Source organism: Pseudoruegeria sp. SHC-113, from assembly GCF_025376885.1.
Classification (GTDB): Bacteria; Pseudomonadota; Alphaproteobacteria; order Rhodobacterales; family Rhodobacteraceae; genus Pseudoruegeria.
Map to the genome: position 1 here is coordinate 1,566,861 of NZ_JAHUBR010000001.1, position 24,660 is coordinate 1,591,520.

Sequence of the window (24,660 nt, forward strand, 5' to 3'; positions counted from 1 at the left end):
TAAAGGGGAAGCGGATGTTGAAAAAGGGGGATGTCTGGGCCTTGGGCTGCATGTCGGGCACCTCGCTGGACGGGGTGGATGCGGCGCTGCTGAAAACCGATGGCAAACGCATTCTGGAGTTCGGCGAGAGCCGCTACCGCCCCTATACCGACGAGGAACGCGCGGTGATCGCGCAGGCGCTCGGGCTCTGGCCCGGCTATCCCGAGGTGGAGGCCGCGGCGGAGGTGGTGGAAACCGCCCATGCCGCGCTGCTGTCGGAGTTCGAGGATTGCGATCTGATCGGCTTTCACGGCCAGACGCTGGCCCATGATCCGCGCGGCTATGGCACCCATCAGGCCGGTGATGGCCGGGTTCTGGCGGAAGTGCTGCAGCGCCCGGTTGTCTGGGATTTCCGTACATCGGACGTGGAAATGGGCGGCGAGGGCGCACCGCTTGCGCCGTTTTACCATTTCGCCTGCGCGAAGTTCATGGAGGCCGAGGGGCCGGTTGTCTTCCTCAATCTGGGCGGGGTGGGGAACCTTACATGGGTCGATCCCGATTTCGCCAGCCCCGAGGAAGAGGGCGCTTTGCTGGCCTTTGACACCGGTCCCGCCAATGCGCCGATCAACGATCTGATGTTCCAGCGCCGGGGCGAGACCTTGGACGAGGACGGCGCGCTGGCCTCGCAGGGCGAAGTGGACGAGGAACTCGTCGCCGATTTCCTTGAGGCGGCCTATTTTTACCGGATGCCGCCCAAATCGCTGGATCGAAACGATTTCCCGGATGTGCTGGAGCGCGTGCAGCATCTGGACGATGCCGATGCGGCGGCCACGCTCACCGCGATCTGCGCGGCCTCCGTGGCGCGTGCGATGGAGCATTTGCCGAGCCAGCCTATCGGTGTGCTTGTCACCGGGGGCGGGCGCAAGAACCCGACCCTGATGGCGATGCTTTCCGTGCTGCTGGATGTGCCGGTGCGCCCGGTAGAGGACGCAGGTTTTGATGGCGACATGCTGGAAGCGCAGGCCTTCGCCTTCCTCGCCGTGCGCGTGGCGCGGGGCCTGCCAACCTCTTGCCCCAACACCACGGGTGTGAGCATGGCCATCGGCGGCGGGCAGATCAGCGCGCCAGAGTAGGCGACGAGCCGCACCACGGTTTCAATACCTGAGCAACACCCGGCACGGGCTGCCCGTGGTGCCTTGCAACGCGAGTGGCAGGGCGATGATCTCGCCGGTTTGGGGGAAATCCGTCATGGGCGCATCGGCGAGATCCTCGACCAGATAGCGGCCCGCTTCGGCGAGGCGCTCATGAAACCGCAAAGGCGCTGCCCCGGCGATGCTGATCTCACCGGCCATCACCCAGAGCGGAGCGGGCAGGCGCAAAAGCGCGTCCATCATGGCGTCCGAGATGCGCGCCCCGCCGCGGGCATCCAGTAGCAGGATGGCTTTCGAGGCAGCAGGCAAGGCAGGCAGGGGCTGGCCCCTGCGCAGGTCGATCAGGCTGTAGGGGCCGAGCAGGTTGTCCGTAGGCAGGGCCTCCAATGTCGCGCCTTCGGCATGAAAATGGGCAGGCGCATCGATATGGGTGCCGGATTGCGTGCCCAGCCGCAGGGCGTTCACGGCAAAACCTTGCGCTTTGACGCTGCACCACGGCGCGATTTCGATCGGCGGATCGCTGTAGCCGTCCTCCTGATAGAGCGGCGTTTGCGCGGACAGCGGATGGGTTAGGTCAATCAGGGGCATTGGCACGTTCCGGTATGCTGAAGCCGGGGGCGGCCAGTTCAAAGCCCTCGAAGCGGAATGCGGGCGAGACGGTGCAGCCCACAAGCGTCCAGTCGCCGGTGCTTCGTGCGGCCTGCCAGTGGCCTTCGGGCACGAGGATCTGGGGGCGCTCCCCGCCCAGCAGATCGGGGCCGAGCCTGTGCGCCTGCGCCGGGCCCGTGTCCGTTGCGCTGATCGAGAGCACCAGCGGTGCGCCGGCGTAATAGTGCCAGATCTCGGCCGCATCCACCCGGTGCCAGTGGGATCGTTCCCCGGCCTTTAGCAGGAAATAGATGCAGGTGCCCGCCGGGCGCGCGCTGCCTTCGGCCTCGGCGATCCACGTCTGACGGTAGTGCCCGCCCTCCGGGTGGGGAGAGAGCCCGAGATGGGCGATGATTTCCTCTGCGTTCACCTTGCAACCTCTTGGATAGATAGCGATATGCATATCGACAATTTTGATTGTCAAAAAGCAGCGTGTATCGGCGAGTCTAATGGTTTACACTTGTAAGCGAAACCAAACTTGGTGCTGCCCAACGTTTGCCGGATGGGGGTCTGGCAGGCACAGAGCAGGAGGCAGCACATGCCCGCGCGCATAAACGAGCTTTCCTATGATGGGGGAGCCGGTGAGTTTATCGAGATCCGTGTCGAGGCAGGCACGGATGTCAGTGATCTGTACCTTGAAGTCTATGGCAAGACCGGCCCGCGCAGCACGCTGGACGCCACCTACGCCGTGTCCGGCGGCAGTTTCACCTCAGATGGCACCTACGATTACTACGTGATTTCCGTCCCGATGGAGGACGGGCCGCGCGCCGGCATCGCGCTCGTGGATGGCGGTACGGCGATAGACTCCGTCTTCTGGGGGCCGACAAGCCCCATTCCGGTGCGCGGCGGCAGCCTGGATGGGACCTCGCAGGGCAGCATCGGCACCCCGCTCAGCAACAACTCCACCGATTCCCTGGTGCCGGATGAAAACGGCAACTGGGTCATCAACACCCCCACGGTCGGCACGCAGAACTTCCCCTGTTTCGTCGAGGGCACCTGCATCGCGACACCCAGTGGTGAAAAGCCCATTGAACAGCTGCAAGCCGGGGATCTCGTGGAGACGCTAGACCACGGCGCGCAGCCGATCCGATGGATTGGCTGTTCCGAGGTCTCGGGGCTTGAGGAGATGGCCCCGATCCGTATCGCGGCCGGGGTGCTGGACAACCGACGAGCCATCGAGGTGTCGCCGCAGCATCGCTTCCTGCTCACCGGGTGGCGGTGTGAATTGCTCTTCGGGCTGGAAGAGGTTCTGGCGAGCGCTAAGAGCCTGTTGCATGAGGGCATGGTGGAGCGGGTGCCGCGCCCCCGCGTGCGCTACTACCATATCCTTTTCGACCGGCACGAGATCCTCTTTGCCGAAGGGAGCGCGACGGAAAGCTTCCATCCGGGCGATTTCATCTTCGACCAGCTTTCCGAAGAAACGCGCGCCGAGATCGTGGCGCTGTTTCCCGAGTTGGAGGCCGGAGGCGAAGGCTACGGCGAGACGGCGCGGCTTACGCTCAAGGCCTTTGAGGGCCATATCCTCGCCGCTTAGAGGGTCATCAAACAAAAAGCCCCGCCGGTTGGCGGGGCTTTTCGCTTGGGCCTGTCGAGGCCTTATTTCTTCAGGATCGAACGCCCGGCGTAGACGGCGGTTTCGCCCAGCATTTCCTCGATGCGGATCAGCTGGTTATACTTCGCAAGCCGGTCGGAGCGCGACAGCGAGCCGGTTTTGATCTGGCCGCAGTTCGTGGCCACGGCGAGATCGGCGATGGTTGCGTCTTCGGTTTCGCCGGAGCGGTGGCTCATCACGTTGGTCATACGGGCGCGGTGGGCCATATCGACGGCCTTCAGCGTCTCGGACAGCGAGCCGATCTGGTTCACCTTCACCAGCATGGAGTTGGCACAGCCCTTCTCGATGCCCATGGCAAGGCGCGCCGGGTTGGTGACGAAAAGATCGTCGCCCACCAGCTGGATACGGTCGCCCAGAGCGTCCGTCAGCATCTTCCAGCCGTCCCAGTCGTCTTCCGAGCAGCCGTCTTCGATGGAGATGATCGGGTAGTCGTTCACCAGCGCTTCAAGATAGGCGACGTTCTCAGCCGAGGTCAGGGATTTGCCTTCGCCGTTCAGCTCGTATTTGCCGTCCTTGAAGTATTCCGTGGCGGCGCAATCCAGTGCGAGGTAGATGTCCTCGCCCGGTTTGTAGCCGGCCTTCTCGATGGCTTTCATCACGAAATCCAGCGCGTCGCGGGTGGAGGCGAGGTTCGGCGCGAAGCCGCCCTCATCGCCGATGCCGGTGTTGTGGCCAGCGGCGGAGAGCTCTTTCTTCAGGGTGTGGAAGACTTCCGCGCCCATGCGGATGGCTTCTTTCACATTCGCTGCCGAGACCGGCATGATCATGAATTCCTGAATGTCGATCGGGTTGTCGGCATGCTCGCCGCCGTTGATGATGTTCATCATCGGCACGGGCAGGGTGCGCGCCGAGGTGCCGCCCACGTAGCGGTAAAGCGGCTGGGCGGTGTAATCGGCGGCGGCTTTGGCCACGGCGAGGGACACGCCAAGGATGGCGTTTGCACCCAAGCGGCCCTTGTTCTCGGTGCCGTCCAGCTCGATCATCGCGGCATCGATGGCTTCCTGTTCGGTGGCGTCAAAGCCCACGAGAGCTTCGGCGATCTCGCCGTTCACGGCGGCCACGGCCTCCAGCACGCCCTTGCCGAGGTAGCGGGATTTGTCGCCATCGCGCTTTTCAACGGCCTCATAGGCCCCGGTGGAAGCGCCGGAGGGCACCGCCGCGCGGCCCATGGTGCCGTCTTCCAGGATCACGTCCACCTCAACGGTGGGGTTGCCCCGGCTGTCCAGAATTTCACGGCCGATGATGTCGATGATGGTGCTCATGCGCTTATCCCTGAATTGGATCGAATTCGCCGCGTTCATAGCAGGGCGGGCGCATTTGTAAATGCGGCCTGTTATCGCTAACACGCGTTTCATGCGAGAGTTACCGCTAACATGCGAAAATAATGTGACGCAGGGGCAGGTTCGTTTCGGTTCTGTTCAGCGCATGGCCTGTTTGCGCGCCAGACGGGCTTCGCGCAGGAAGGCGTAGAGCCCTGAGCCCACGATCAGTGCCGTGCCGGCCCATGTGGCCGCATCCGGGCGCTCGCCGAACACAAGGATGCCGAGGATCATCGCGAAGAGGATGCGGCTGTAGCGGAAGGGCGCGATCACGCCCAATTCGCCGGAGCGGATCGAGGCGGTGACGGCGAAGTACCCAAGGAAGCCAAAGAGCACCATGGCGGCCAGTTGGGCGCTGGTTGTCATGTCGGGCAGGGCGGGGGTGCCGTCAAACAGCAGGATCAACGCGCCGGTGGGTACGAGCAAGAGGAAGGCATAGAGCGCCATGAGCGGGGTGGGGATCTGGGCCGGCGTGGCGCGAGTGGCCAGATCGCGCACCGAAAGCGCGATGACTCCCACCACGGCAAAGAGCGAGGCCGCCTCAAAGCCCGAAAGCCCGGGGCGGATCACGATGAGCATGCCCAGAAAGCCAAGGCCGATGGCGAACCAGCGGCGCGGGCCCACGGGTTCGTGCAGGAAGAGCGCCGCGCCCATGGTGATGATCAGCGGGCTTGCCTGCATGATGGCCGAGGTTGTGGACAGATCGGTGAGCGCGAATGCGGTCACGAAACTCGCCCCGCCGATGGCCTCGGAAATATTGCGCGTGAGGATCATCGGGTGGAAGAATACCTTCGAGATCAGCGGGATACGGCGATAGAGGCAGAGCAAGGCAAACAGCGCGCCCCCGCCTGCGCCCATCACCATTAGGATCTGCCCTGTGGGCAGCGTGGCCGTGGCCAGCTTGATGAACATATCGGCCAGCGCAAAGCCCGCCATGGCCGCGATCATCAATAGGATTCCACGCAGGTTCTGCATCAGGGGCTCACGCTAAAGGGCAACGCCCCTGCTTAGGCGCAGGACGCGCGTTTCACAAGCCGCACCACAGGGTTGGGGGCAGGCTGGCGCCGCAGGCGACGGACGGATGAAGCCCAAGGACGTCATTCGTGTTTGTTCCAGAACAACGTTTGGCGATTTCCGCGCTGCTAGCGATGCGGCATGCGCCGTCTGTTGATCTCTTCTTTACTGCCTTTGCTTGTCGTCGGCCTGATGGTGGCGGCAGCCACCGGCAGCTATCTGCGCACGGCTCATGCAGTTTCCGGGGTCGGACAGGTCTCCGTTGTGATCTGCGGTGCCAATGGCACGAAGGTTGTCACGCTGGACAGCGACGGCGCGCCTGTATACCACGCCGCCACCTGCGTGCATTGCAGCGATTGCACGACAACCGCTCAATTCCTGCTGCCCGCCTTGGAAATGCCGTCGCAGCACCATTTCGGCGTTCTGCACGCCCGGCAGCCCGCCGCCCGTTCCTTCCGTTCAACGCAGGCCGACGTGCACCACGCGCGCGGCCCTCCCTCCGTGATTGGTGTCTGACCCATGTTCCAGCGTCTCGCATCTCTGATTGCCGTCGCGTGGATTGCAGCTTTCTGCATGTTTCCCACCATGGCATCCGCGCAGCAGAACCAGGCGATTCTTGCTCAGTTCCTGCCAAAAGCCGACCCGAGTGCGCTGGTCGAAGGGGCAGACAGCTTCGGGGCCATCCGGGAGGATATCGCCGTTGCGCCGATCCTTGCGGCCGGACAGCCTGTCGGACATGTGTTTCTGACCTCCGATTTCGTAGGCACAACCGGCTATTCCGGGAAGCCGATCCACACGCTTGTCGCGGTGGATGACGCGGCCACGATCCTTGGCGTCGATCTCGTCAAACACTCCGAGCCGATCGTTCTGATCGGCATCCCGGAAAGCGAGATCCGCGAGATGATGGAGGCCTATCGCGGGGTTTCCCTTGTGGAGGAGGCCGCGTCCGGGGGCTCGGCCCATGATCTGGACATCATCAGCGGCGCGACCGTGACGGTGATGGTGATCGACGACAGCATCATCCGCTCGGGCCTGAAAGTGGCGCGTGCGCTGGGACTTGGCGGGCTTCAGGCAGAGGTGGACAAAGGCCCGAAATACGAGCTGCGCGCGGATGCGCCCCAGCCTGAGAGCTGGATGCAGATGGAGGGCGACGGCTCCGTGCGCCGCCTGTCGCTGGATGTCGGGCAGGTCAATGCCGCCTTCGAGATGCTCGATGACCCCCGCGCGGCCGAACGCCCCCTGACGGAGGCCCCCGAAACAACCTTCATCGACATGCAGGTGGCGCTTGTGTCGGTGCCGGCAATCGGTGAGGCGGTGCTTGGTGCGGCCGAGAACGCCAACCTGAAAGCCTGGCTCCACGAGGGCGAACACGCCATCGCCGTCGTTGGCCGCGGGCTCTATTCCTTCAAAGGGTCGGGCTATGTGCGTGGGGGCATCTTCGACCGGATCGTGCTGATCCAGGAGGATATCTCTGTGCGCTTCCGGGATCGGGGGCATCGGCGCATGGGCCCCATCGCGCTGGAGGATGCGCCGGAATTCACCGAGCGCGATCTTTTCAAGATCCCCGCCGAGAGCGGTTTTGACCCCACCAAACCCTTCCGTTTGCAACTGCTGGTGCACCGTGAGGTCGCGGCGATCGAGAAGGTCTTCACCACATTCGACCTGGGCTATCAGTTGCCCCCGGCCTTCCTCGCGCTTGTCGCACCGGAGCAGCCCGCGGCGCCGACCGGCCCGGAAGCGGAAACCGAGACCGCTGCCCAGAGCGCGCTGTGGCGCCGGATCTGGGAGGACAAGACCCTCGAAATCGCCGTTCTCTCGGCCATGGTCGCGGTGCTGACGCTTGCGTTTTTCTTCCAGATGCAGCTGACGCGTTCGGCGCGCCGGGTGCAGATCTTCCGCTATGGCTTCCTGACCCTGACGCTGGTGTTCCTCGGCTGGTATGCAAACGCACAGCTTTCCGTCGTCAACCTCATGGCCCTGTTTGGCGCGCTGACCAGCGATTTCAGCTGGCAGGCGTTCCTGCTGGATCCGCTGACCTTCATCCTGTGGTTCTCTGTCGCCGCGGCGCTGCTGTTTTGGGGGCGGGGGGCCTATTGCGGCTGGCTTTGCCCCTTCGGCGCGCTGCAGGAGCTGACCAACCATATCGCAAGACGCCTTGGCGTGCCGCAGGTCAAGCTGCCCTGGGGCCTGCACGAGCGCCTCTGGGCGGTGAAATACATGATCTTCCTCGGGCTGTTCGGCATCTCGCTGGCCTCGATCGAACAGGCCGAACACCTGGCCGAGATCGAGCCGTTCAAAACCGCGATCGTTCTGAAATTCATGCGGGCCTGGCCCTTCGTGGCCTATGCCGCCGCGCTGCTGATTGCCGGGCTCTTCGTGGAACGGTTCTATTGCCGCTATCTCTGCCCGCTGGGTGCGGCGCTGGCGATCCCAGCCCGGTTGCGCATGTTTGACTGGCTCAAGCGCTACAAGGAATGCGGCAGCCCGTGCCAGACCTGCGCCAATGAATGCATGGTCCAGGCGATCCACCCGACCGGAGAGATCAACCCCAATGAATGCCTGAACTGCATGCATTGCCAGGTGCTCTATCAATCCAAAACGAAATGCCCCGTCGTGATCCGCCAACTCAAGCGGCGCGCGGCGGTGACACAGCCCGATCTCCCATCCGGCACTGCGCCGCGTGCGGGGCTCGAAAATCACCCAAACAGACAGAAGGAGACAAACCATGTCTAACAAGGGACACAATGGCCTGAGCCGTCGTGGCTTCATGGGCGCCACGGCAACAGGCGCTGCATTGCTGGGGGGCACCGGCGGACGCCTTGGCCTCATGGGGGGCACGGCTGCCATCGCCGCCGCCACGGCCAGTTCGGCCGCCGCGCAGGGAGGGCATGCCTCGCCCGCGCCGGGGGAACTGGATGAATACTACGGCTTCTGGTCGTCCGGCCAGACCGGCGAAATGCGCATTCTCGGCATCCCCTCGATGCGCGAACTGATGCGCGTGCCGGTGTTCAACCGTTGCTCGGCCACCGGCTGGGGCCAGACCAACGAAAGCCTGAAGGTGCTCACCGACGGCATGCTGCCCGAAACCAAGGCCTATCTGGCCGCGCAGGGCAAGAAGGTCCACGACAACGGCGATCTTCACCACGTGCACATGTCCTTTACCGAGGGCAAATACGATGGCCGCTACCTGTTCATGAACGACAAGGCCAACACACGCGTCGCCCGTGTGCGCTGCGACGTGATGAAATGCGACAAGATCATCGACATCCCCAACGCCAAGGCCATCCACGGCCTGCGCCCCCAGAAATGGCCGCGCACCGATTACGTCTTCTGCAACGGCGAAGACGAGGTGCCGATGGTGAACGACGGCAAGATTCTCGACGAGCCGGACAAATACGTGAATTTCTACACCGCCGTGAACGCCGATGAGATGACGGTGGCCTGGCAGGTGATGGTGTCGGGCAACCTCGACAACACCGATTGCGACTATGACGGCAAATATGCCTTTTCCACCTCTTACAACTCGGAAATGGGCATGAACCTGGCCGAGATGACGGAATCCGAGGTGGATCACATTGTCGTCTTCAACCTGAAAGAGATCGAAAAAGGCGTGGCTGCCGGTGATGTGCAGGTGCTTAACGGCGTACCGGTGATCGATGGCCGCAAGGGGCAGAACAAGAAATACACCCGCTACATCCCGATCCCGAACAGTCCGCACGGCATCAACATGGCCCCCGACCGGATTCACCTCTGCGTGGCCGGGAAGCTGTCGCCCACCGTCTCGGTGATCGACGTGCGCAAGCTTGACGCGCTCTTCGAGGAAGACGCCGATCCGCGCTCCGCCGTGGTGGCCGAACCGGAACTGGGCCTCGGGCCGCTTCACACCTGCTTTGACGGCAAGGGCAACGCGCTGACGACGCTCTTCCTCGACAGCCAGGTGGTGATGTGGAACATCGAGAAAGCCGTGCGCGCCTATAGTGGTGAGGACGTGGATCCGATCATCACCAAGGAAGATGTGCACTACCAGCCGGGCCACAACTCCACGTCGATGGGCGAAACCCTTGAGGCGGACGGCAAATACTACATCTCGATGAACAAGTTCTCCAAAGACCGCTTCATCAACGTCGGCCCCCTCAAACCCGAGAACGAACAGCTCTTCGCGCTGGATGGAACCACCCTCACGCTGATGCACGATGGCCCGACCTTCGCCGAGCCACACGACAGCATCATCGTGCACCGTTCGGTTCTGAACCCGAATTCCATGTGGGAGCGCAACGATCCGATGTGGGCGGACGCCCGCGCCCAGGCCGAAGCCGATGGTGTGGATCTGGACGACTGGCAGGAATCGGTGATCCGCGACGGCAACAAGGTGCGGGTCTACATGTCCAGCGTCGCGCCTTCGTTCAGCCTCGAAAGCTTCACCGTGACCGAGGGCGATGAGGTTACGGTCTATGTGACCAACCTCGACGAAATCGACGACCTGACCCACGGCTTCTGCCTGAACAACCACGGGGTCGCGATGGAGGTGGGGCCGCAGGCCACGGCATCCGTCACCTTCACGGCCGCCAAGCCCGGCGTGTACTGGTACTATTGCCAGTGGTTCTGCCACGCGCTCCACATGGAAATGCGCGGCCGGATGTTCGTTGAGCCGAGGAACGGCTGATGCTGCGTGTCGCCCTTCTGCTCTGCCTGTTCGCGCTGCCCGCATGGGCCGAGCGGATCACCGTTCCGGCGCGCCCCGGCGCGCTGGCGGCGGCCTTGGCGCAGGCGACCGGGGGCGACACCCTGATCCTTTCACCGGGGCGGCATGCCGGCCCGGTGAGCATAACCCTTCCCCTGACTCTCACCGGTGAAGAGGGCGCGGTGGTCGACGCGGCGGGGCAGGGATCGGTGATCACCGTAGATGCGCCCGACGTGATCCTGCGGGGCCTGACGGTGGTGAACTCCGGACGGTCGGCAGAAACGCTCGACAGTGGCATCAAGCTCACGAAGAAGGCCCGCAATGCGCGGGTGCTCGACAATGATCTGCGCGACAATCTTGTTGGCGTGGATATCCACGGCGCGCGGGATGCGCTGGTGAAGGGCAACCGGATCGAAGGGCTGCGGCTGCGGCGCATGAACGACAGGGGCAACGGTGTATATGTCTGGAATGCCCCGGGGGCGACGGTCGAGAACAACGAGATCCGCTACGGCCGCGACGGCATCTTCTCCAACACCTCCAAGCGCAACACCTACCGGGGCAATCTGTTCCGCGATCTGCGCTTTGCCGTGCACTACATGTACACAAACGACAGCGTGATCGCCGACAATGTCTCGATCGGCAATCACCTCGGCTTCGCGCTGATGTATTCCGACCGGATCGTGGTGAGCGGCAATCTTTCTGTCAACGACCGCGATCACGGCGTCATGCTGAATTACACCAATAAATCCGACATCTTCGGGAATTTCGTGACGGGCGGCACCGAGAAATGCACCTTCGTTTACAATTCCCACCGCAACCTTCTGGCTGAGAACATCTTCCAGGGCTGTGAGATCGGCGTGCATTTCACCGCCGGTTCCGAGCGCAACACGATCACCGGCAATGCCTTTCTGGGCAATCGAACGCAGGTGAAATACGTCGGTACGCGGGACGTGGAATGGAGCTTTGAAGGGCGGGGCAACTATTGGTCTGATCACGCGGCCTTTGATCTTGACGGCGACGCACGGGCCGACAGCCCCTACCGCCCCAATGATCTGATGGATCACATTCTCTGGTCGCAACCGGCGGCCAAACTGCTGATGGGGGCACCGGCAGTCCAATTGGTGCGCTGGAGTCAGGCGCAATTCCCGGCGGCGCGCACTGGTGGCGTCGTGGACAGCCATCCGCTGACGGGCGCGCCCCTGCGGGCGGTGCCTGACCAAATCGAAACGCTGGCACAGACGCCTCCGCTCTGGACCAAAGGAGAACGCGATGACGATCCTGACCTTGAATGAGCTGACAAAACGCTTCGGTCGCCAGACGGCGCTTCAGGGGATCTCGCTGGAGATTTCCGCGGGCGAACGGGTCGCATTGCTGGGCCACAACGGTGCGGGCAAATCGACAATGATGAAGCTGATCCTGGGCTTGCTCACGCCTGATGCGGGCCATGTGCGCATTGCCGATCACGCGCCGGGAAGCGCCGTGGCGCGGTCGCTTACGGCCTATCTTCCCGAAAACGCGGCCTTCCATCCCTCGTTGACGGGGCGCGAAATGCTGCGCCACTACCTGCGCCTGCGGGGGCAGGATGTGCGGGCCGCCGACGGGCTGCTTGAAAAAGTGGGGCTGGCCGAAGCCGGGCAGCGGCGCATCGGCAGCTATTCCAAGGGGATGCGCCAGCGGGTGGGCCTTGCACAGGCGCTGATCGGCGCGCCGCGCCTGATGGTGCTGGACGAGCCGACCTCGGGGCTGGATCCGATCTCCCGCCGCGATTTCTATACGCTGCTCGACGAGTTGGCCGGTCAGGGCACGGCGATCCTGCTGTCCAGCCACGCGCTCTCGGAGCTGGAGGCCCGGACGGACCGGATCGTGGTGCTGTCACGGGGGCGCATGGTGGCCGGGGGCACCCTGGCAGAGCTGCGCAGGAAGGCGGCGCTGCCGCTGGTGATCACGCTCACCCCGCGGCCCGGACAGGCGCAGGCGGTGGCCACCCATTTCCCCGAGGCCCGGGCCGAGGCAGGGCGGCTCTTGCTGGGCTGCGCCCCGCAGGAGAAACTCGCCCTGCTCGAACGCATCGCGGCGCGGCGCGATCTGATCGAGGATTTCGACCTTGCGCCGCCCACATTGGACGATCTCTACGCGCGGATCAGCCGCCAATCCGAAGAGGAGGCCGCGTGATGCTGGGCCGTATCTTGTCGACGGCAGGAATCGAATTCCGCATCGCCCTGCGCAACCGTTGGGTGGCGGTGGGGGCGGCGATGATGATCCTCTTTTCACTGGTGCTCTCGGCCGCCGGGGCCGGGGGAAACGGGCTTGCGGCCGATCCGCTCTCGGTGACCGTGGCGAGCCTCGTGTCGCTTGCGGTTTACCTTGTCCCGCTGATCGCGCTGCTGATTTCCTTCGATGCGGTGGCGGGGGAAGCCGAGCGCGGTACGCTGCCGCTGCATCTGACCTATCCGCTGTCGCGCTCCGAGCTGCTGCTGGGTAAGCTGCTGGCCCAGCTGGCTGTCGTGGTGCTGGCTGTTGTTGCCGGATACGCGGCGGCGGCTGCGATGGCCTTCCTGTCGGGGGGGAGCGCGGCCACCGCGGGCCTAAGCGCGCTTTGGCGCCTGACCTGGACATCCGCGCTGCTGGGAGCCGCTTTCCTGTCGCTCGGGCATGCGATGTCCTGCGTGGCCCGGCGCGCCTCCGGTGCAGCTGCCTTGGCCATCGGCCTTTGGCTGGTGATGATCGTGCTCTACGATCTGGGGCTGCTGGCGGCGATCATCACCGATGACGGCGGCAGCTTCACCACGCAGGTTTTCCCCTGGGCGCTGGTCCTGAACCCTGCGGATGCCTTCCGCATCTTCAACCTTGCGGCCTCCGAGGCCGTGGACGCCGCCTCGGGCCTTGCCGGAGCGGCCAACAGCATTGCAGCCTGGAAACCGCTGGCATCCCTGCTGCTCTGGCCGGTGCTGGCCGCGGTTCTGGCCCGGCTCAGCTTCGGGAGGGTCCAGCCATGACGCGGTTTTCCCTCTTGGGCCTGGCTACGCTGCTGTTGCTCAGCGCCTGCAAGGAAGAGCAGGCCGCCGTGCCCGCGCCCGTCGACATCACAGCGGAAGCCGCTGGCTATTATTGTCAGATGGAGCTGATCGAACACGATGGGCCGAAGGGGCAGATCCACCTCGAAGGGCTGCAGGCGCCGCTTTTCTTCAGCCAGGTGCGCGACGCCGTGGCCTACCTCCATATGCCCGAACAGAACTATGCCGTCACCGTGGCCTACGTGCAGGATATGTCGGAGGCGAACTGGGCGCAGCCGGGCCCCTGGATCGCGGCGCGCTCGGCCCATTACGTCATCGGTTCGGATCGCATGGGCGGCATGGGCGCACCGGAATTCGTGCCTTTTGCCAGCCCGGACGCGGCGGACGCTTTCGCCCGTAAGCACGGAGGGGCCGTGTACCCCTTTGCGGCGATTTCGGCGCAGGACGTGCTGAGCACCGCTCCCGCTTCCACAGCCGCAACCGAGAAAGACAACGAGATGTCGGAGCGCCTGCGGCGACTGACCTCAGACGGAGAGAAATCATGAGCCAGCACCTGTCGCGTCGCCGCTTTCTCCTTGCCGCCGCCGCCTCGGGGCTCGCAACGGGCTTGCCGGCCGAAACCCTGCGCTGGCAGGGCACCGCCCTTGGCGCGCGGGCGCAGATCCTGATGGACCACCCCGGTGCCGCGCGGCTGACGGCGCTGGCCCGTGCTGAAATCACGCGGCTGGAGCGGATCTTCAGCCTCTATGACGCCGGGTCGGAGCTGAGCCGGCTCAACCGGGCCGGGGTTCTCGCCGCGCCCTCCTTCGAACTGCTCGATTGCCTGTCTCTGGCCCGCCATGTTCACCGCGTGACCGAGGGGCGCTTCGATCCGACGGTACAACCGCTCTGGGCCGCGCTCGCTGAAGCAAGATCGGCGGGGCAGGCGCTGCCACCCGCGCGTCTGCAGCGCGCGCGGGCGCTGGTTGGCTTTGACCGCGTGACCTTCGATAGCGACGCTGTGCGGCTCGGCGCGGGGCAGGCCCTGACGCTGAACGGGATCGCCCAGGGGTATGTTGCGGACAGGGTGGCAGCGCGCCTGAAAGCCGAGGGGCTTGCGGATGTTCTGGTCGACACCGGTGAGATCGCGGCCCGTGGAGCGCCTTCCGGGCAGGAGGGCTGGGGCGTCTCGATCGCCCACAGCGCCGAACGCGTGGTGCTGCGCGATCGCGCCCTCGCCACCTCGCACACCTACGGGACGGTTCTGGGCGCGGACGGACGGCAAGGCCATATCCTGCGCCCCTTTGGCGGCATGCCCGTGGCGCGACGGCAAGTGTCCGTCAGTGCGAAAGGGGCCGGGCTGGCCGACGCCTTGTCCACCGGGCTGAGCCTCGTGGAGGATCGGGCAACGGCGCAACGGCTGGTGGCGGGCGAAAAGGGCGTCCGGCTGGAGGCGTTTCTGGAGGGCCCGTCCGCGGCTTAAGCTCTCCTTCAGGGGGAGTCCGCGGCTCGTGCTTTTGTGAGTCACCTCCCTCAGCCCAGAAGGTAGATAGGGCCCGACCTGCCCGGGCGTTTCGGCCCCCTGACGACCGTATGCATCCGCCTCCGGCGCATCGCTGCCCGGTTCGAAAAAACGCGCCGTCGTAGGTCTCGTCATTGGCGCAGGCGGGTCAAAAAGGCGTTGGATCAGAGCCTATGAGCCTCCTGCCGAAGTCCTGCTTTCGTCGCTGGGAAGCCATGCCTGCTTCCCAGTGTTGACCCTGAGCGCATAGCCACCTTAGTTGAGTGCGGGTAAGGCGATGAGGATCAGGTATGAGCAAACGACCCCTGCGCATTGGCGCGATCCTGCTGGCCATGCTCTCCGTCACGCCTGCGCTGTCAGACACCCAAGACATCAGGCCCGTCTGTAAGGACGGGACGCTGTTTCTCGTTTCGAAGTCTGCGCATTTCGGCTACCGCCCCCGCGACGCAGAGAAAGGGCCTGTGGAGCCCGAGTATCTGGATGAAGCACGTCTGCCGGACGACTGGCCCTACGACGGTCCCCCACAGATCGTGACGAACCTGCATTTCGCCGGATTTAGCTGGCCCAAGAGCCTTCCAGGCATCTTGGAGGCCTTTGCAGGGGAAGCGCAGGACTACTCCATTTACGACCTTATTTTCCGCGAGGGACCTGCCCTTATTGAGGATGGCTCCCCCATGCTAGATGGCTGGGAGGATGTCAAACCCAGCGTTGACTATGAAGGATTCGATGCCCTGCGAGGGCATGAGGGTAGGGACGAAAAACTACACGCCTCATTTCAACTGAAATTACCTTCTTCAATCAGCCTTTCGATATTTGGTGCCGCCCGGATCCGAGTAACTTTAGCAGTGACCCAAATAGGAGGGACTGCCTTTTCAGAGGGGTGCTTCCGGACAACTCCCGAGTGCGCGTTCTTTTTAAAATCGACAACAGTATCCCCGGCGGCTGGCCGCCCTTGAACAACGCTCATGAAACCTGGCGCGCTCCCATTCAGGCGCTCGAAGGCGCCATCGCCAACATCATCGATCAGAGTGGACTTGGAGAGCAGGTGTGCAAATAGCCCGCACCCGGCAATTCAGTGAGATCCGATCATGACTAAACGACACCTCCTCACCAGCGCCATTCTGTCGGCGGCCCTGTCCGTCACGCCTGCGCTGTCAGACACCCAAGACATCAGGCCCGTCTGTAAGGACGGGACGCTGTTTCTCGTTTCGAAGTCCGCGCATTTCGGCTACCGCCCCCGCGACGCAGAGAGAGGGCCTGTGGAGCCCGAGTATCTGGATGAAGCACGTCTGCCGGACGACTGGCCCTACGACGGTCCCCCACAGATCGTGACGAACCTGCATTTCGCCGGATTTAGCTGGCCCTAGACCCTTCCCGGCATCTTGGAGGCCTTTGCAGGGGAAGAGCAGGATTACTCCATCCACGATTTGATCATCTACGAGAGTTACCTCCCCAAAGGGGACGCACCTCTAATGCTGAGCGGCTGGGAAGATGCCAAGCCCAACGCCGACTACGAAGGTTTCGATGTCATGCGAGGGCATGAAGGCAAAAATGGCGTTTGGAAGAGATTGCTTTCAACAGATGTCACGTTTTTTGAGTGCCCCTTTTGCATCGCATGTCGGATGCGAAGCCCAGATCATAGAAGCAAGGATCCCAAACGTCACTGGTGCCATTATAAGAGCGCTTTACCCGATGGCTCCCGTGTGCGCGCCCTCTTTTATATCGCCAACGACCAACCCGGCGGCTGGCCGCCTTTGGACAACGCTCATGAAACCTGGCGCAGCCCCGTTCAGGAGCTCGAAGGCGCCATCACCAACATCAGCGATCAAAGCGGGCTGGAAGAGCGCGTGTGCGCCAGCACGCAAAGGCGGTGAGGGCCTGCGTCGATATTGAGGGGGGATGGTAGCGGAGGAGGCTACCGAACTGGTATCTGTCCCAATTTCATCTTCCCTCAATTACTCTTTTTTTACAGATACTTGTTGCCTCAATCTGTTTCAAGTCATTTTAGATTGTCCCACCTTTTCTTGGGCAATAGGGTGGGACAAAAGGTGGGACAGATTGGAGGCCGTGGTGCCGAAGCTGACAGTTAAGCAGGTTCAAAAGCTCCAGGAGCCGGGAAAGTATCTGGATGGTTCCGGGCTCTATCTTCGCATCGGACCAACCGGTGCCAAGTCTTGGATCTTGCGGATTGCCATTCATGGCAAGCGCCGCGAGCTTGGGCTGGGCTCAGCCGATTTGGTGAGTTTGGCAGAAGCCCGCGACAGCGCTTACGAGATGCGCCGGATTGCTCGGGCTGGTGGTGATCCTGTCAGCACAAGGAAGAAGCGCGGGCTGACGCTTGAAGATGCGGTGCGCCGGGTTCACCGGGATTTGGCGCCCAGTTGGTCAAACCCGAAACACGCCCAGAAATGGTTGGCGAGTTTGGAGAACGATGTTCTTCCAGCGCTTGGGGAGAGGCAGATTGATACGATCGAGGCTGGCGACGTTCTATCTGTTCTTGCTCCGATCTGGGTTTCCAAAAACGATACAGCTAAGCGGCTCAAGCAGCGTTTGGCGAAGGTTTTTGATTGGGCTAGGAGCGCAGGCCACTACAGCGGAGAAAACCCTGTGAACGGCTTGGAGGCGGCTTTGCCCGTGGTGAAGGCACGGCCGCAGCATATGGCGGCTTTGGCATGGCGGGATCTCCCAGGCTTCATGGGCGACTTGCGCCGGAGAGAAGGTGTTTCTGCCCGATGCTTGGAATTTGCAATTCTGACGGTTGTTCGATCTGGCGAAGCCCGCGGTGCCAAGTGGAGCGAGATTTCCCCCGATGGTGTCTGGACAGTTCCGGCAGAAAGGACAAAGCGCAGGGTTCCTCACAGGGTTCCGCTTTCCTCGGAAGCGCAGGCTGTTCTGGAAGCCGTTCGAGGGCTGAACGGCGAGCTTGTGTTCCCATCGCCACAGCAAAGCCAACGGGGAGAGCCGCGGGGCCTTTCCGATGTGAGCTTCTCCCGACTGCTCGGGCGCATGGAGCGCGATGGGGTAACCACCCACGGCTTTAGGTCGACGTTTCGGGATTGGTGTTCCGAAAGCGCGCGCGTCGATCGCGCGGTGGCTGAGGCAGCATTGCATCACGCCTATGGGGACAAAGTTGAGCGGGCTTATGCGCGAAGCGATCTGTTCGAGCGGCGCAGGGATCTCATGGACGCGTGGGGGCGTTTCGCTGCCGGTTCGGCAGGCGATGTTTTGCAGATGGTGCGCGCATGAAAATGGAAGTGAAGAAGATTTTGGATCGTATCGGATATGCAGAGGCAGTTTTCTATCATTCCAGCCTATTCCCGCTGTTTTCCGTATCCTCCGAAAAAGAGATGGCTCGTCTTGAGAAAGGAGCGGTCAAAGACGCTTTGACGAGGCTCAAAGCTGTTCAGAAGGCAATCAATAATCTACCTGAGTTTGCTCTTGAAGGTTGGAGCGCTGGTTCCAGGTCATCCAAGGACTGGTACGAAGGTAGAGATACCCTGCCAGAAGTACTTGGTAGTCTGGCTGACCTCATCGAAGAATACCAACGCTACATTGATGACCCCTTTGAGGACAGAGGTAGAGCTCGAAGCTGGGCAGCAGACGAAATCGCTTTCCAGATGGCGTGTATCTTCGTGCTTGGCAGGGGGTGCATGCCTGACGGAAAAGCCCGAGGTGAGAACGGGAACCCCACAGGCCAATTCACAAGGGCTGTGAGCGACATGCTCCGCGAATTGAAGATCCGTGTGGGGTTCAGGAAACCTTGTGAGCGGGCAGTAGAGAGACTAGATGGCTCAGAAACTTTTCGGGCTCTGATGCAGGAGCGAGAAATGAGAGGCCGTCGCCAGGTGTCACTATTTGATTTGCGCCCGGCTGACAAAAGTGGCGGCAAAAACTAGCAACATTGTCGTGGAAGCAAAGTGTAGCGGCAGTCATGCTGACTCCATCAGAGCAATTAAGATGGATCAGACGATGAACAAACAATCTGAGGAACTCCTGCTCGCCAAGGAAGTCGCGGACATGCTCCGCATCGGCGTATCGACGATCTACAGGCTAATGCATCTCGATCAGTTTCCGAAGCCTATCAAAATTGGCGGGTCTGCTCGCTGGCGTCGGGCTGACATCGAGGCGATGCTTTCCGCCGAGGAATAAGCGCAGCGCGCGCCTAACAAACCCAACCTGCGCGCGCTGCCAATGATGCCTCGATCGATACAGGCATATTAGCACCTCGCGCCCCTATTCTTAAGAGAAATCTTATGTCTGAAGCGAGACGCTTTACCGAGTGCCTTAACGGGCGCTGGCGAGGAAGATATGGCACGGCACCATGCCCGATTTGCCAACCCGAAGGGCGCCCAGATCAAAACGGCCTTACCTTATCCACAGGAGACACAGGCCGGCTGCTGCTCAATTGCAAAAAGTCGGGGTGCGATTTTCGGGATATTCTTTCTGCGGCGGGACACAAGCCGAGCCGCAGGCCATTGCCGCAGTCCAGCGAGTTGGAACGACAGCAAGCCAGAGCCCGCGTGGATGCTGAGCGCAAAGCTAACATTGCTCGGGCGATCTGGGAGGGTTCCATCCCCATCAAGGGGACGCCTGGCGAGACCTACCTGCGCAACAGGGCAATATCGTGCACTCTGCCGGACACCTTGCGGTTCGATCCAGCCTGCTGGCATGGGCCCAGCCAAAGCTTCCACCCAGCGATTGTTGCGAAGGTGAGTTGCGCTAGAGGCTTTGCAATCCATCGCACTTTCATTCTTGCTGATGGCAGCTGTAAGGCAAGGGTTTCACCTCAGAGGCTGGCGCTGGGCTCTACTGGCGGCGGATCTGTTTTCATTGCAGCCGGCACGGGCCGTCTGGTGGTGGCCGAGGGGATTGAAACAGCCCTTTCGCTAAACTGCGGCCTTTTGGACGATAGCCCAACTATTTGGGCAGCATTGTCCTCGGCTGGGCTCGTGGCGCTTGAATTGCCGTCAGAGCCAGGGGTTCTGACCATCGCAACGGATGGCGATGAAGCGGGTGAAGTCGCGGGCGAAAAACTTGCCAAGAGGGCGCGCGGCCTTGGCTGGAACGTAAGCATCCTGTCCGCGCCTAAAGGCCGAGATTGGAACGACATTCTCATGCTCGCCCAGCGCCGTCTTGAAATGGCTAACATCCAAGGAGGTGGGTTCTGATGGGCAGGCGCCGCGGGTATCAGAAAATCCCCAATGCGTTGTTTCAAGATCGGCGGTTGACGCTTAACCATATCGGGTTGTTGGTCGAGCTGAACAGCCACTCGAAAGAATGGGTTGTTGTCGTCAAGGATCTGCGCGCGCGCTACGGCATCGGAGAAGAAGTATGGCTTCGGTTGAAACGAGACTTGGTTGCCTGGGGTTACCTCGAAGCCAAGATGGCATACGAAAATGGAAGGCGCGTTGGCGTCCGTTTCCGGGTGTTCCTAGACCCTAAAAAACCGGGTGTAGAAACCGGTGAGCTAAACCCCGATTGGGAGGGGGTAGGGGATGAGACTAAACCCCGAAATACTAAGCCTAGAAAATCGGGGTCACATTCAGAACACCAATTTAAGAGAAGAAGGCGCTGCTCCTTAGATGACATCGAAATAGGAGAGGTTATCGAGCCGCTAGACGAGGGCGAGCACGACAATGGATAGCGCACGCTTGCTGCAGGCTTTGGAAATTGCCGTGAAAAGAAAAAAGCACTTCGGTTGCGATCGTAGCGCAAGATCCCTGCAGCTTGCCTTCCTTCTCAGTAATTGCCAAAAGTGCAAGAACCGCGAATTTTTCCGTGATGAGAACCTAGATTCACCACTCACAGAACGGCCATTCAAAGCTCAGAAGCCGAAAGTTCGCTCAAGCGGGGCGGTTAAGTAGTTTCGCAAGATGACGGCCAGAGCGGGGACGCTACCGCGCGTGGAGAAAGTGCGGTTGCCATTATGCGGGCCATGCGGCAGCGATCAAAGCTGCTGTCAGACGGGCGGACCCCGTAGGACGGGCAGGCGGTCTGTCTCGGCAATTTCGTCAGAAAGGGCGGCCAAGCGGGAGAGCGAGATCGGGCGTTGGCCGTTTTTCTGCATCTTGCCAGCGCCGGCCCATGCGACGGGACCGGGGCCGTTGAAGACCACGCGGATCGGGCCGCCTGCGGGGCGGTGGAGGACGATTAGGTGTTCGGGCTCGTGGCGGATGGCAACGCCACGGCCCTGGGTGAGCTTGATCTCGACCTGCCGGCCATCGCGGGCGCGCGCATCGTGACCTTGGGTGGACGCCGGGTTCAGGTCGAGGTCGAACATGTAGGCAGCGACGACCTCGCCGATACTTCCAACGAGGTGACCGTCGAGTGTGAATTTCCGACCAGGGAAGATCCGTTCAAGGCCATCGGCAGCGGTGTAGAGATCGTCAAGCAAAGCGGCCACGCTTGTCCAGTCGACATTCTCGCTCATTCGGCGGCTTCTAGGCTGTCGTTTGTGGACTCCAGCGCCTCATGGAGGAGGGCTTCGAGGAGGCGCGTGCGGGTGGTGTCGGCGGTGGTCAGGGCAGCCTCCAGCCGGTCGCAGAGGGCCATGAGGGCATCGACCTTGGCCACGATGCGGTGTTGTTCGGCGAGGGGTGGAAGCCCAATCGGGAGCTTTCTAAGAGCGCCTAATGACACAAATGGCTGTGCGCCCCCGGAAGCTTCATTCTGTAGTCGGTTCGCCAAGTCTTCCATATAGATTTTGATGAATCTCGGAAGGGTCGAAGCGGTGTCGTAGTATTTGAACAAAGCGACGTTCTTGATGCTGAATGGCCTGGGATCGTTCACCATTACCTGGTTGCCAATGTTCCCGCCGATCATGGAGAATAGAATGTCGCCGACATCAACCGCAGAGCGCTTCGAAATCTCTATATGGTCAGCCAATGAAATTCGTTTTGCGTTTTGGAAGTCAATTTCGCCAGCTTTGAAATCCTTGCTGGTTACGAGTGGTATCGCGTTAGCCTCTTCGCTGGCGGCTGGAGTGTCGTGTGTTCCGTCGCGCACATCGATCACGTTCTGAAGGAAATCGAACGCCCAACCACAGGGTTGGATAGTTGGCATGTCGGCTAATTTGAATTCGCCAAGCGGTCGATCTATCTTGCGTTTTCCTGATCGAATTTCTTCGGATTTGGTTTGTGCAATTTTTTCAAGCAACGCCGACGCCGGTTCAGCCGCAGGGTCCTGTTCCACCAGTTTGCCGCGGACGGCGAGGTTGAGGATGGTTTGGCGGAGGGTTTTGATCTGGTCGGGGCGGGTAGTGAGGGACGGCAGGGCCTCGAGGGCGAAACGGGCGTGGGCGGGGAAGTCATCTTCAGTGTGCGCCGTGTCGGACGGAAAACCGGTTCCCACTTTTCCTGACACATATTGGCTGGTCGCGGAGCCGGACGCAAAACCGGTACCTACTTTTGTTGGCTCCGCTTGTGCCGTGGTCTCAGGGGCGGTCAGGCGGGCGAGGCTGGCGGCGGTGAGCTTGTCGCGCAGCTCCTCTCGCGTTTTGCGGGCCTCCTCCAGCCGATCACAGAGCGCCATGAGCTCATCGACCTTGGCGACGATCCGGTGCTGTTCGGCGAGAGGTGGAAGCGGGAACGGAATGCCCGCGACTATCTTTCCGGAAACCTCTTTAAAAGTCGTGCCGGATGCCTTTGCATCAATCTCGGTCGCAAGAGCTTTGAGAGTTAGGGCGATGTAACGCGAACAGTCCGAAAGAAAGGGGACCACCGACTTGAAGCCCTGATTGGTCGAAATGGGGTTCTCAGCAATAGCCACATAGCCGATCGGAGCACGACTTGTGAACAGAACCGCACCTGTTGGCATCAGGGTAGCGGACGAAGAAGAAAGACCTTTCTCCGACAAGTCCCGTGCGCCGCGCGAGATGTATGAGTGAGCGTGGCCGCCGAGATCCGCCGGGGTGAGCCATGGTACACCGGAGCCAGGTGTTTCGAAATTTGATGAATCCGCTGCCGATGGTGTTCCACCGCCGACAATCGCACCAACACTATCTAAGCGGCACCACTGCCAAGATACTGGAATATCATAAGGGCGGACAAGTTCATCATCATTGCCGAGCACGCGAGGTTTCTTGATGACCTTGGTTAAGACAAGTTGTTCTTTCCCTGCGGAAAGTCGACTTATGAGTTCTGAAGCAGGCTCATCCGCCGCATCCTGCTCCACCAGCTTCCCGCGCACCGCCAGATCCAGCACAAACCGCCGCAGCTGCGCAATGGCATCTGGCGCTTCACTGATCTGCTCATAGACTTGCAGCAACCGTTCCGCGTTCATCGCGCCGCCGCTCATCGGGAAAGGGCCTCGGTCAGAATGGCCTTCAGCTCGGCCCGCAGGTGATCGACCGAGGCTTCGGCGCGTTGCAGGTCGGCCAGCAGTTCCTCCGGCTCGCCGTGGTCCACGTCTTCAACATGCGGGTTCTTGATGTCGAGGTTGAAGCCACGCTCGCGGATATCGTCGATCGAGACCTTCCAGGCCCGTTCGCTTTCCTGACGACCTTCGCGGTTCGGCCCGCCCCACCATGCGGCGCAGTCGTCCAGATGCTCCAGCCGGATCGGCTTGGTCATGGAGTAGGCCTTTTGCGTCTCGGGCACGCGGTGTTCCCAATACCAGATGTCCTGCGTGGGCGTGCCTTTTTCAAAGAACAGCAGGTTGGTGCCGATGGAGGCATAGGGTTTGAAGACCGAGTTCGGCAGCCGCACGATGGTGTGCAGGTTGCATTCCTCAAGCAGGTGTTCCTTGAGCCGGGTCTTGATGCCCTCGCCAAAGAGCGAGCCATCGGGCAGCACCACGGCGGCGCGGCCATTGTGTTTCAGCAGGCGGATTATGAGCGCGAGGAAGAGGTCGGCGGTTTCGCGGGTGCGGAAGGTGGGGAAGTTGTTCTCGATCCCGTCCTCTTCCTTGCCGCCGAATGGCGGGTTGGACAGGACGATGTCGACCTTGTCGGCCTGTCCCCAGCTGACCAGCGGGCGGGCGAGCGTGTTGTCATGGCGCACCCATGACGGCTCCTCCACTCCGTGCAGCAGCATGTTGGTGACGCAGAGCATGTGGGGCAGGGGCTTTTTCTCAACCGCGCGCAGGGAGGCCTGCATCAGCGTTTCGTCCTCGGGGCGCTTGATGTGCTTGTCGCGCATATGGCGCATCGCGCAGGTCAGAAAGCCGCCAGTGCCGCAGGCGGGGTCAAAGAGTACCTCGCCCGGCGTGGGATCAATCTGCTGGACCATGAAGGCGGTGACCGCGCGGGGCGTGTAGTATTCGCCGGCGTTGCCCGCGTTTTGCAGGTCGTTCAGCAGCTGTTCGTAGATGTCGCCAAAGTGCTGTCGCTCGGTGAGGTTGTTGAAATCGACCTCGTTGATCTTGTTGATCACCTGCCGCAGAAGCTGGCCGGATTTCATGTAGTTGTAGGCGTCCTCAAAGACATCGCGCACGACCTTGGCCCGCGGTCCTTGCTGCGGAGAGAGTTGTTTGAGACGCGGGAACAGCTCGTCATTCAGAAAGGCAAGCAGCGTGTCGCCGGTGATCCCCTCCGGATCGGCTGCCCAGGTCCGCCATTGCAGATCCTCGGGGATGGGGGAGGTGTAGTCGTCCCGCGTGATCTCCAGCGCCTCGTCCTGGTCATCCATGATTTTAAGGAAAAACATCCAGACAAGTTGGGACATGCGCTGCGCATCACCGTCGACACCGGTGTCCTTGCGCATGATGTCCTGAATGGATTTGACGAGGTTGCGGACGGTCATA

The 24,660-nt window shown here is 61.8% G+C and carries 25 protein-coding genes; 18 read left to right on the forward strand and 7 right to left on the reverse strand.

Annotated features, from left to right (window positions below):
- Positions 1-14 precede the first annotated feature (14 nt).
- Positions 15-1,112 (forward strand): anhydro-N-acetylmuramic acid kinase, encoded by a 1,098-nt coding sequence (locus KVX96_RS07780; RefSeq protein ID WP_261193790.1) that lies wholly within the window; start codon positions 15-17, stop codon positions 1,110-1,112.
- Between the two features lie 21 nt (positions 1,113-1,133).
- Here KVX96_RS07780 and KVX96_RS07785 read toward each other — a convergent pair whose 3' ends face one another.
- Positions 1,134-1,718 carry a cyclase family protein gene (locus KVX96_RS07785; RefSeq protein ID WP_261193791.1) on the reverse strand — a complete coding sequence of 195 codons (585 nt, stop codon included), beginning with the start codon at positions 1,716-1,718 and terminating at the stop codon, positions 1,134-1,136.
- Positions 1,705-2,148, reverse strand: coding sequence for a cupin domain-containing protein (locus KVX96_RS07790; RefSeq protein WP_261193792.1), 444 nt, complete (start codon positions 2,146-2,148; stop codon positions 1,705-1,707). Before KVX96_RS07790 ends, KVX96_RS07785 begins: the two co-directional genes overlap by 14 nt.
- Positions 2,149-2,316: 168 nt before the next feature.
- Between KVX96_RS07790 and KVX96_RS07795 the strand changes: the two genes are divergently transcribed.
- Positions 2,317-3,312 (forward strand): Hint domain-containing protein, encoded by a 996-nt coding sequence (locus KVX96_RS07795; RefSeq protein WP_261193793.1) that lies wholly within the window; start codon positions 2,317-2,319, stop codon positions 3,310-3,312.
- A 62-nt stretch (positions 3,313-3,374) separates the two neighbouring features.
- Here the strand turns inward: KVX96_RS07795 and eno are convergent, their stop codons facing one another.
- Positions 3,375-4,652 carry a phosphopyruvate hydratase gene (gene eno, locus KVX96_RS07800; protein WP_261193794.1) on the reverse strand — a complete coding sequence of 426 codons (1,278 nt, stop codon included), beginning with the start codon at positions 4,650-4,652 and terminating at the stop codon, positions 3,375-3,377.
- Between the two features lie 156 nt (positions 4,653-4,808).
- Positions 4,809-5,684 carry a DMT family transporter gene (locus tag KVX96_RS07805; RefSeq protein WP_261193795.1) on the reverse strand — a complete coding sequence of 292 codons (876 nt, stop codon included), beginning with the start codon at positions 5,682-5,684 and terminating at the stop codon, positions 4,809-4,811.
- A gap of 180 nt (positions 5,685-5,864) precedes the next feature.
- On the opposite strand from KVX96_RS07805, the gene KVX96_RS07810 reads away from it, so the two are divergent.
- The 16 genes from KVX96_RS07810 (at position 5,865) to KVX96_RS07885 (ending at position 20,563) form a co-directional block, all read left to right on the forward strand.
- Positions 5,865-6,239 carry a hypothetical protein gene (locus tag KVX96_RS07810; RefSeq protein ID WP_261193796.1) on the forward strand — a complete coding sequence of 125 codons (375 nt, stop codon included), beginning with the start codon at positions 5,865-5,867 and terminating at the stop codon, positions 6,237-6,239.
- A 69-nt stretch (positions 6,240-6,308) separates the two neighbouring features.
- Positions 6,309-8,456, forward strand: coding sequence for a NosR/NirI family protein (locus KVX96_RS07815; protein WP_261193797.1), 2,148 nt, complete (start codon positions 6,309-6,311; stop codon positions 8,454-8,456).
- Positions 8,449-10,386: a TAT-dependent nitrous-oxide reductase gene (gene nosZ / locus KVX96_RS07820; RefSeq protein WP_261193798.1), complete on the forward strand. Its 1,938-nt coding sequence runs from the start codon at positions 8,449-8,451 to the stop codon at positions 10,384-10,386. The genes KVX96_RS07815 and nosZ overlap by 8 nt, the downstream gene beginning before the upstream one ends.
- Positions 10,386-11,696, forward strand: coding sequence for a nitrous oxide reductase family maturation protein NosD (locus KVX96_RS07825; RefSeq protein ID WP_261193799.1), 1,311 nt, complete (start codon positions 10,386-10,388; stop codon positions 11,694-11,696). The genes nosZ and KVX96_RS07825 overlap by 1 nt, the downstream gene beginning before the upstream one ends.
- Positions 11,674-12,576: an ABC transporter ATP-binding protein gene (locus tag KVX96_RS07830; RefSeq protein ID WP_261193800.1), complete on the forward strand. Its 903-nt coding sequence runs from the start codon at positions 11,674-11,676 to the stop codon at positions 12,574-12,576. The genes KVX96_RS07825 and KVX96_RS07830 overlap by 23 nt, the downstream gene beginning before the upstream one ends.
- Entirely contained in the window at positions 12,576-13,400 is an 825-nt protein-coding gene (locus tag KVX96_RS07835) for an ABC transporter permease (RefSeq protein ID WP_261193801.1), read from the forward strand. Before KVX96_RS07830 ends, KVX96_RS07835 begins: the two co-directional genes overlap by 1 nt.
- Positions 13,397-13,963: a nitrous oxide reductase accessory protein NosL gene (locus KVX96_RS07840; RefSeq protein ID WP_261193802.1), complete on the forward strand. Its 567-nt coding sequence runs from the start codon at positions 13,397-13,399 to the stop codon at positions 13,961-13,963. Before KVX96_RS07835 ends, KVX96_RS07840 begins: the two co-directional genes overlap by 4 nt.
- Positions 13,960-14,880: an FAD:protein FMN transferase gene (locus KVX96_RS07845; protein ID WP_261193803.1), complete on the forward strand. Its 921-nt coding sequence runs from the start codon at positions 13,960-13,962 to the stop codon at positions 14,878-14,880. Before KVX96_RS07840 ends, KVX96_RS07845 begins: the two co-directional genes overlap by 4 nt.
- 329 nt (positions 14,881-15,209) lie before the next feature.
- A complete protein-coding gene (locus KVX96_RS07850) occupies positions 15,210-15,875 on the forward strand; it encodes a hypothetical protein (RefSeq protein WP_261193804.1) in 666 nt (221 codons plus the stop codon).
- 132 nt (positions 15,876-16,007) lie between these two features.
- Positions 16,008-16,286, forward strand: a complete 279-nt coding sequence (locus tag KVX96_RS07855; RefSeq protein ID WP_261193805.1) for a hypothetical protein — start codon at positions 16,008-16,010, stop codon at positions 16,284-16,286.
- Between the two features lie 15 nt (positions 16,287-16,301).
- Positions 16,302-16,793 carry a hypothetical protein gene (locus tag KVX96_RS07860; RefSeq protein WP_261193806.1) on the forward strand — a complete coding sequence of 164 codons (492 nt, stop codon included), beginning with the start codon at positions 16,302-16,304 and terminating at the stop codon, positions 16,791-16,793.
- Positions 16,794-16,989: 196 nt separating this feature from the next.
- Entirely contained in the window at positions 16,990-18,165 is a 1,176-nt protein-coding gene (locus KVX96_RS07865) for a tyrosine-type recombinase/integrase (RefSeq protein WP_261193807.1), read from the forward strand.
- Entirely contained in the window at positions 18,162-18,815 is a 654-nt protein-coding gene (locus KVX96_RS07870; protein ID WP_261193809.1) for a hypothetical protein, read from the forward strand. The genes KVX96_RS07865 and KVX96_RS07870 overlap by 4 nt, the downstream gene beginning before the upstream one ends.
- A gap of 61 nt (positions 18,816-18,876) precedes the next feature.
- On the forward strand, positions 18,877-19,068 hold the full coding sequence (locus tag KVX96_RS07875; protein ID WP_261193810.1) for a helix-turn-helix transcriptional regulator: 192 nt from the start codon (positions 18,877-18,879) through the stop codon (positions 19,066-19,068).
- Between the two features lie 494 nt (positions 19,069-19,562).
- Entirely contained in the window at positions 19,563-20,087 is a 525-nt protein-coding gene (locus KVX96_RS07880; protein WP_261193812.1) for a toprim domain-containing protein, read from the forward strand.
- On the forward strand, positions 20,087-20,563 hold the full coding sequence (locus KVX96_RS07885) for a hypothetical protein (protein WP_261193814.1): 477 nt from the start codon (positions 20,087-20,089) through the stop codon (positions 20,561-20,563). The genes KVX96_RS07880 and KVX96_RS07885 overlap by 1 nt, the downstream gene beginning before the upstream one ends.
- Positions 20,564-20,878: 315 nt before the next feature.
- Here the strand turns inward: KVX96_RS07885 and KVX96_RS07890 are convergent, their stop codons facing one another.
- From KVX96_RS07890 to KVX96_RS07900, 3 genes are read right to left on the reverse strand one after another with little or no spacing between them, the layout of a single operon-like run.
- Positions 20,879-21,349 (reverse strand): DUF6998 domain-containing protein, encoded by a 471-nt coding sequence (locus KVX96_RS07890; protein ID WP_261193815.1) that lies wholly within the window; start codon positions 21,347-21,349, stop codon positions 20,879-20,881.
- Positions 21,346-23,214, reverse strand: coding sequence for a restriction endonuclease subunit S (locus KVX96_RS07895; protein ID WP_261193816.1), 1,869 nt, complete (start codon positions 23,212-23,214; stop codon positions 21,346-21,348). Before KVX96_RS07895 ends, KVX96_RS07890 begins: the two co-directional genes overlap by 4 nt.
- Positions 23,211-24,659, reverse strand: a complete 1,449-nt coding sequence (locus KVX96_RS07900) for a class I SAM-dependent DNA methyltransferase (protein ID WP_261193817.1) — start codon at positions 24,657-24,659, stop codon at positions 23,211-23,213. Before KVX96_RS07900 ends, KVX96_RS07895 begins: the two co-directional genes overlap by 4 nt.
- Position 24,660: the final 1 nt, after the last annotated feature.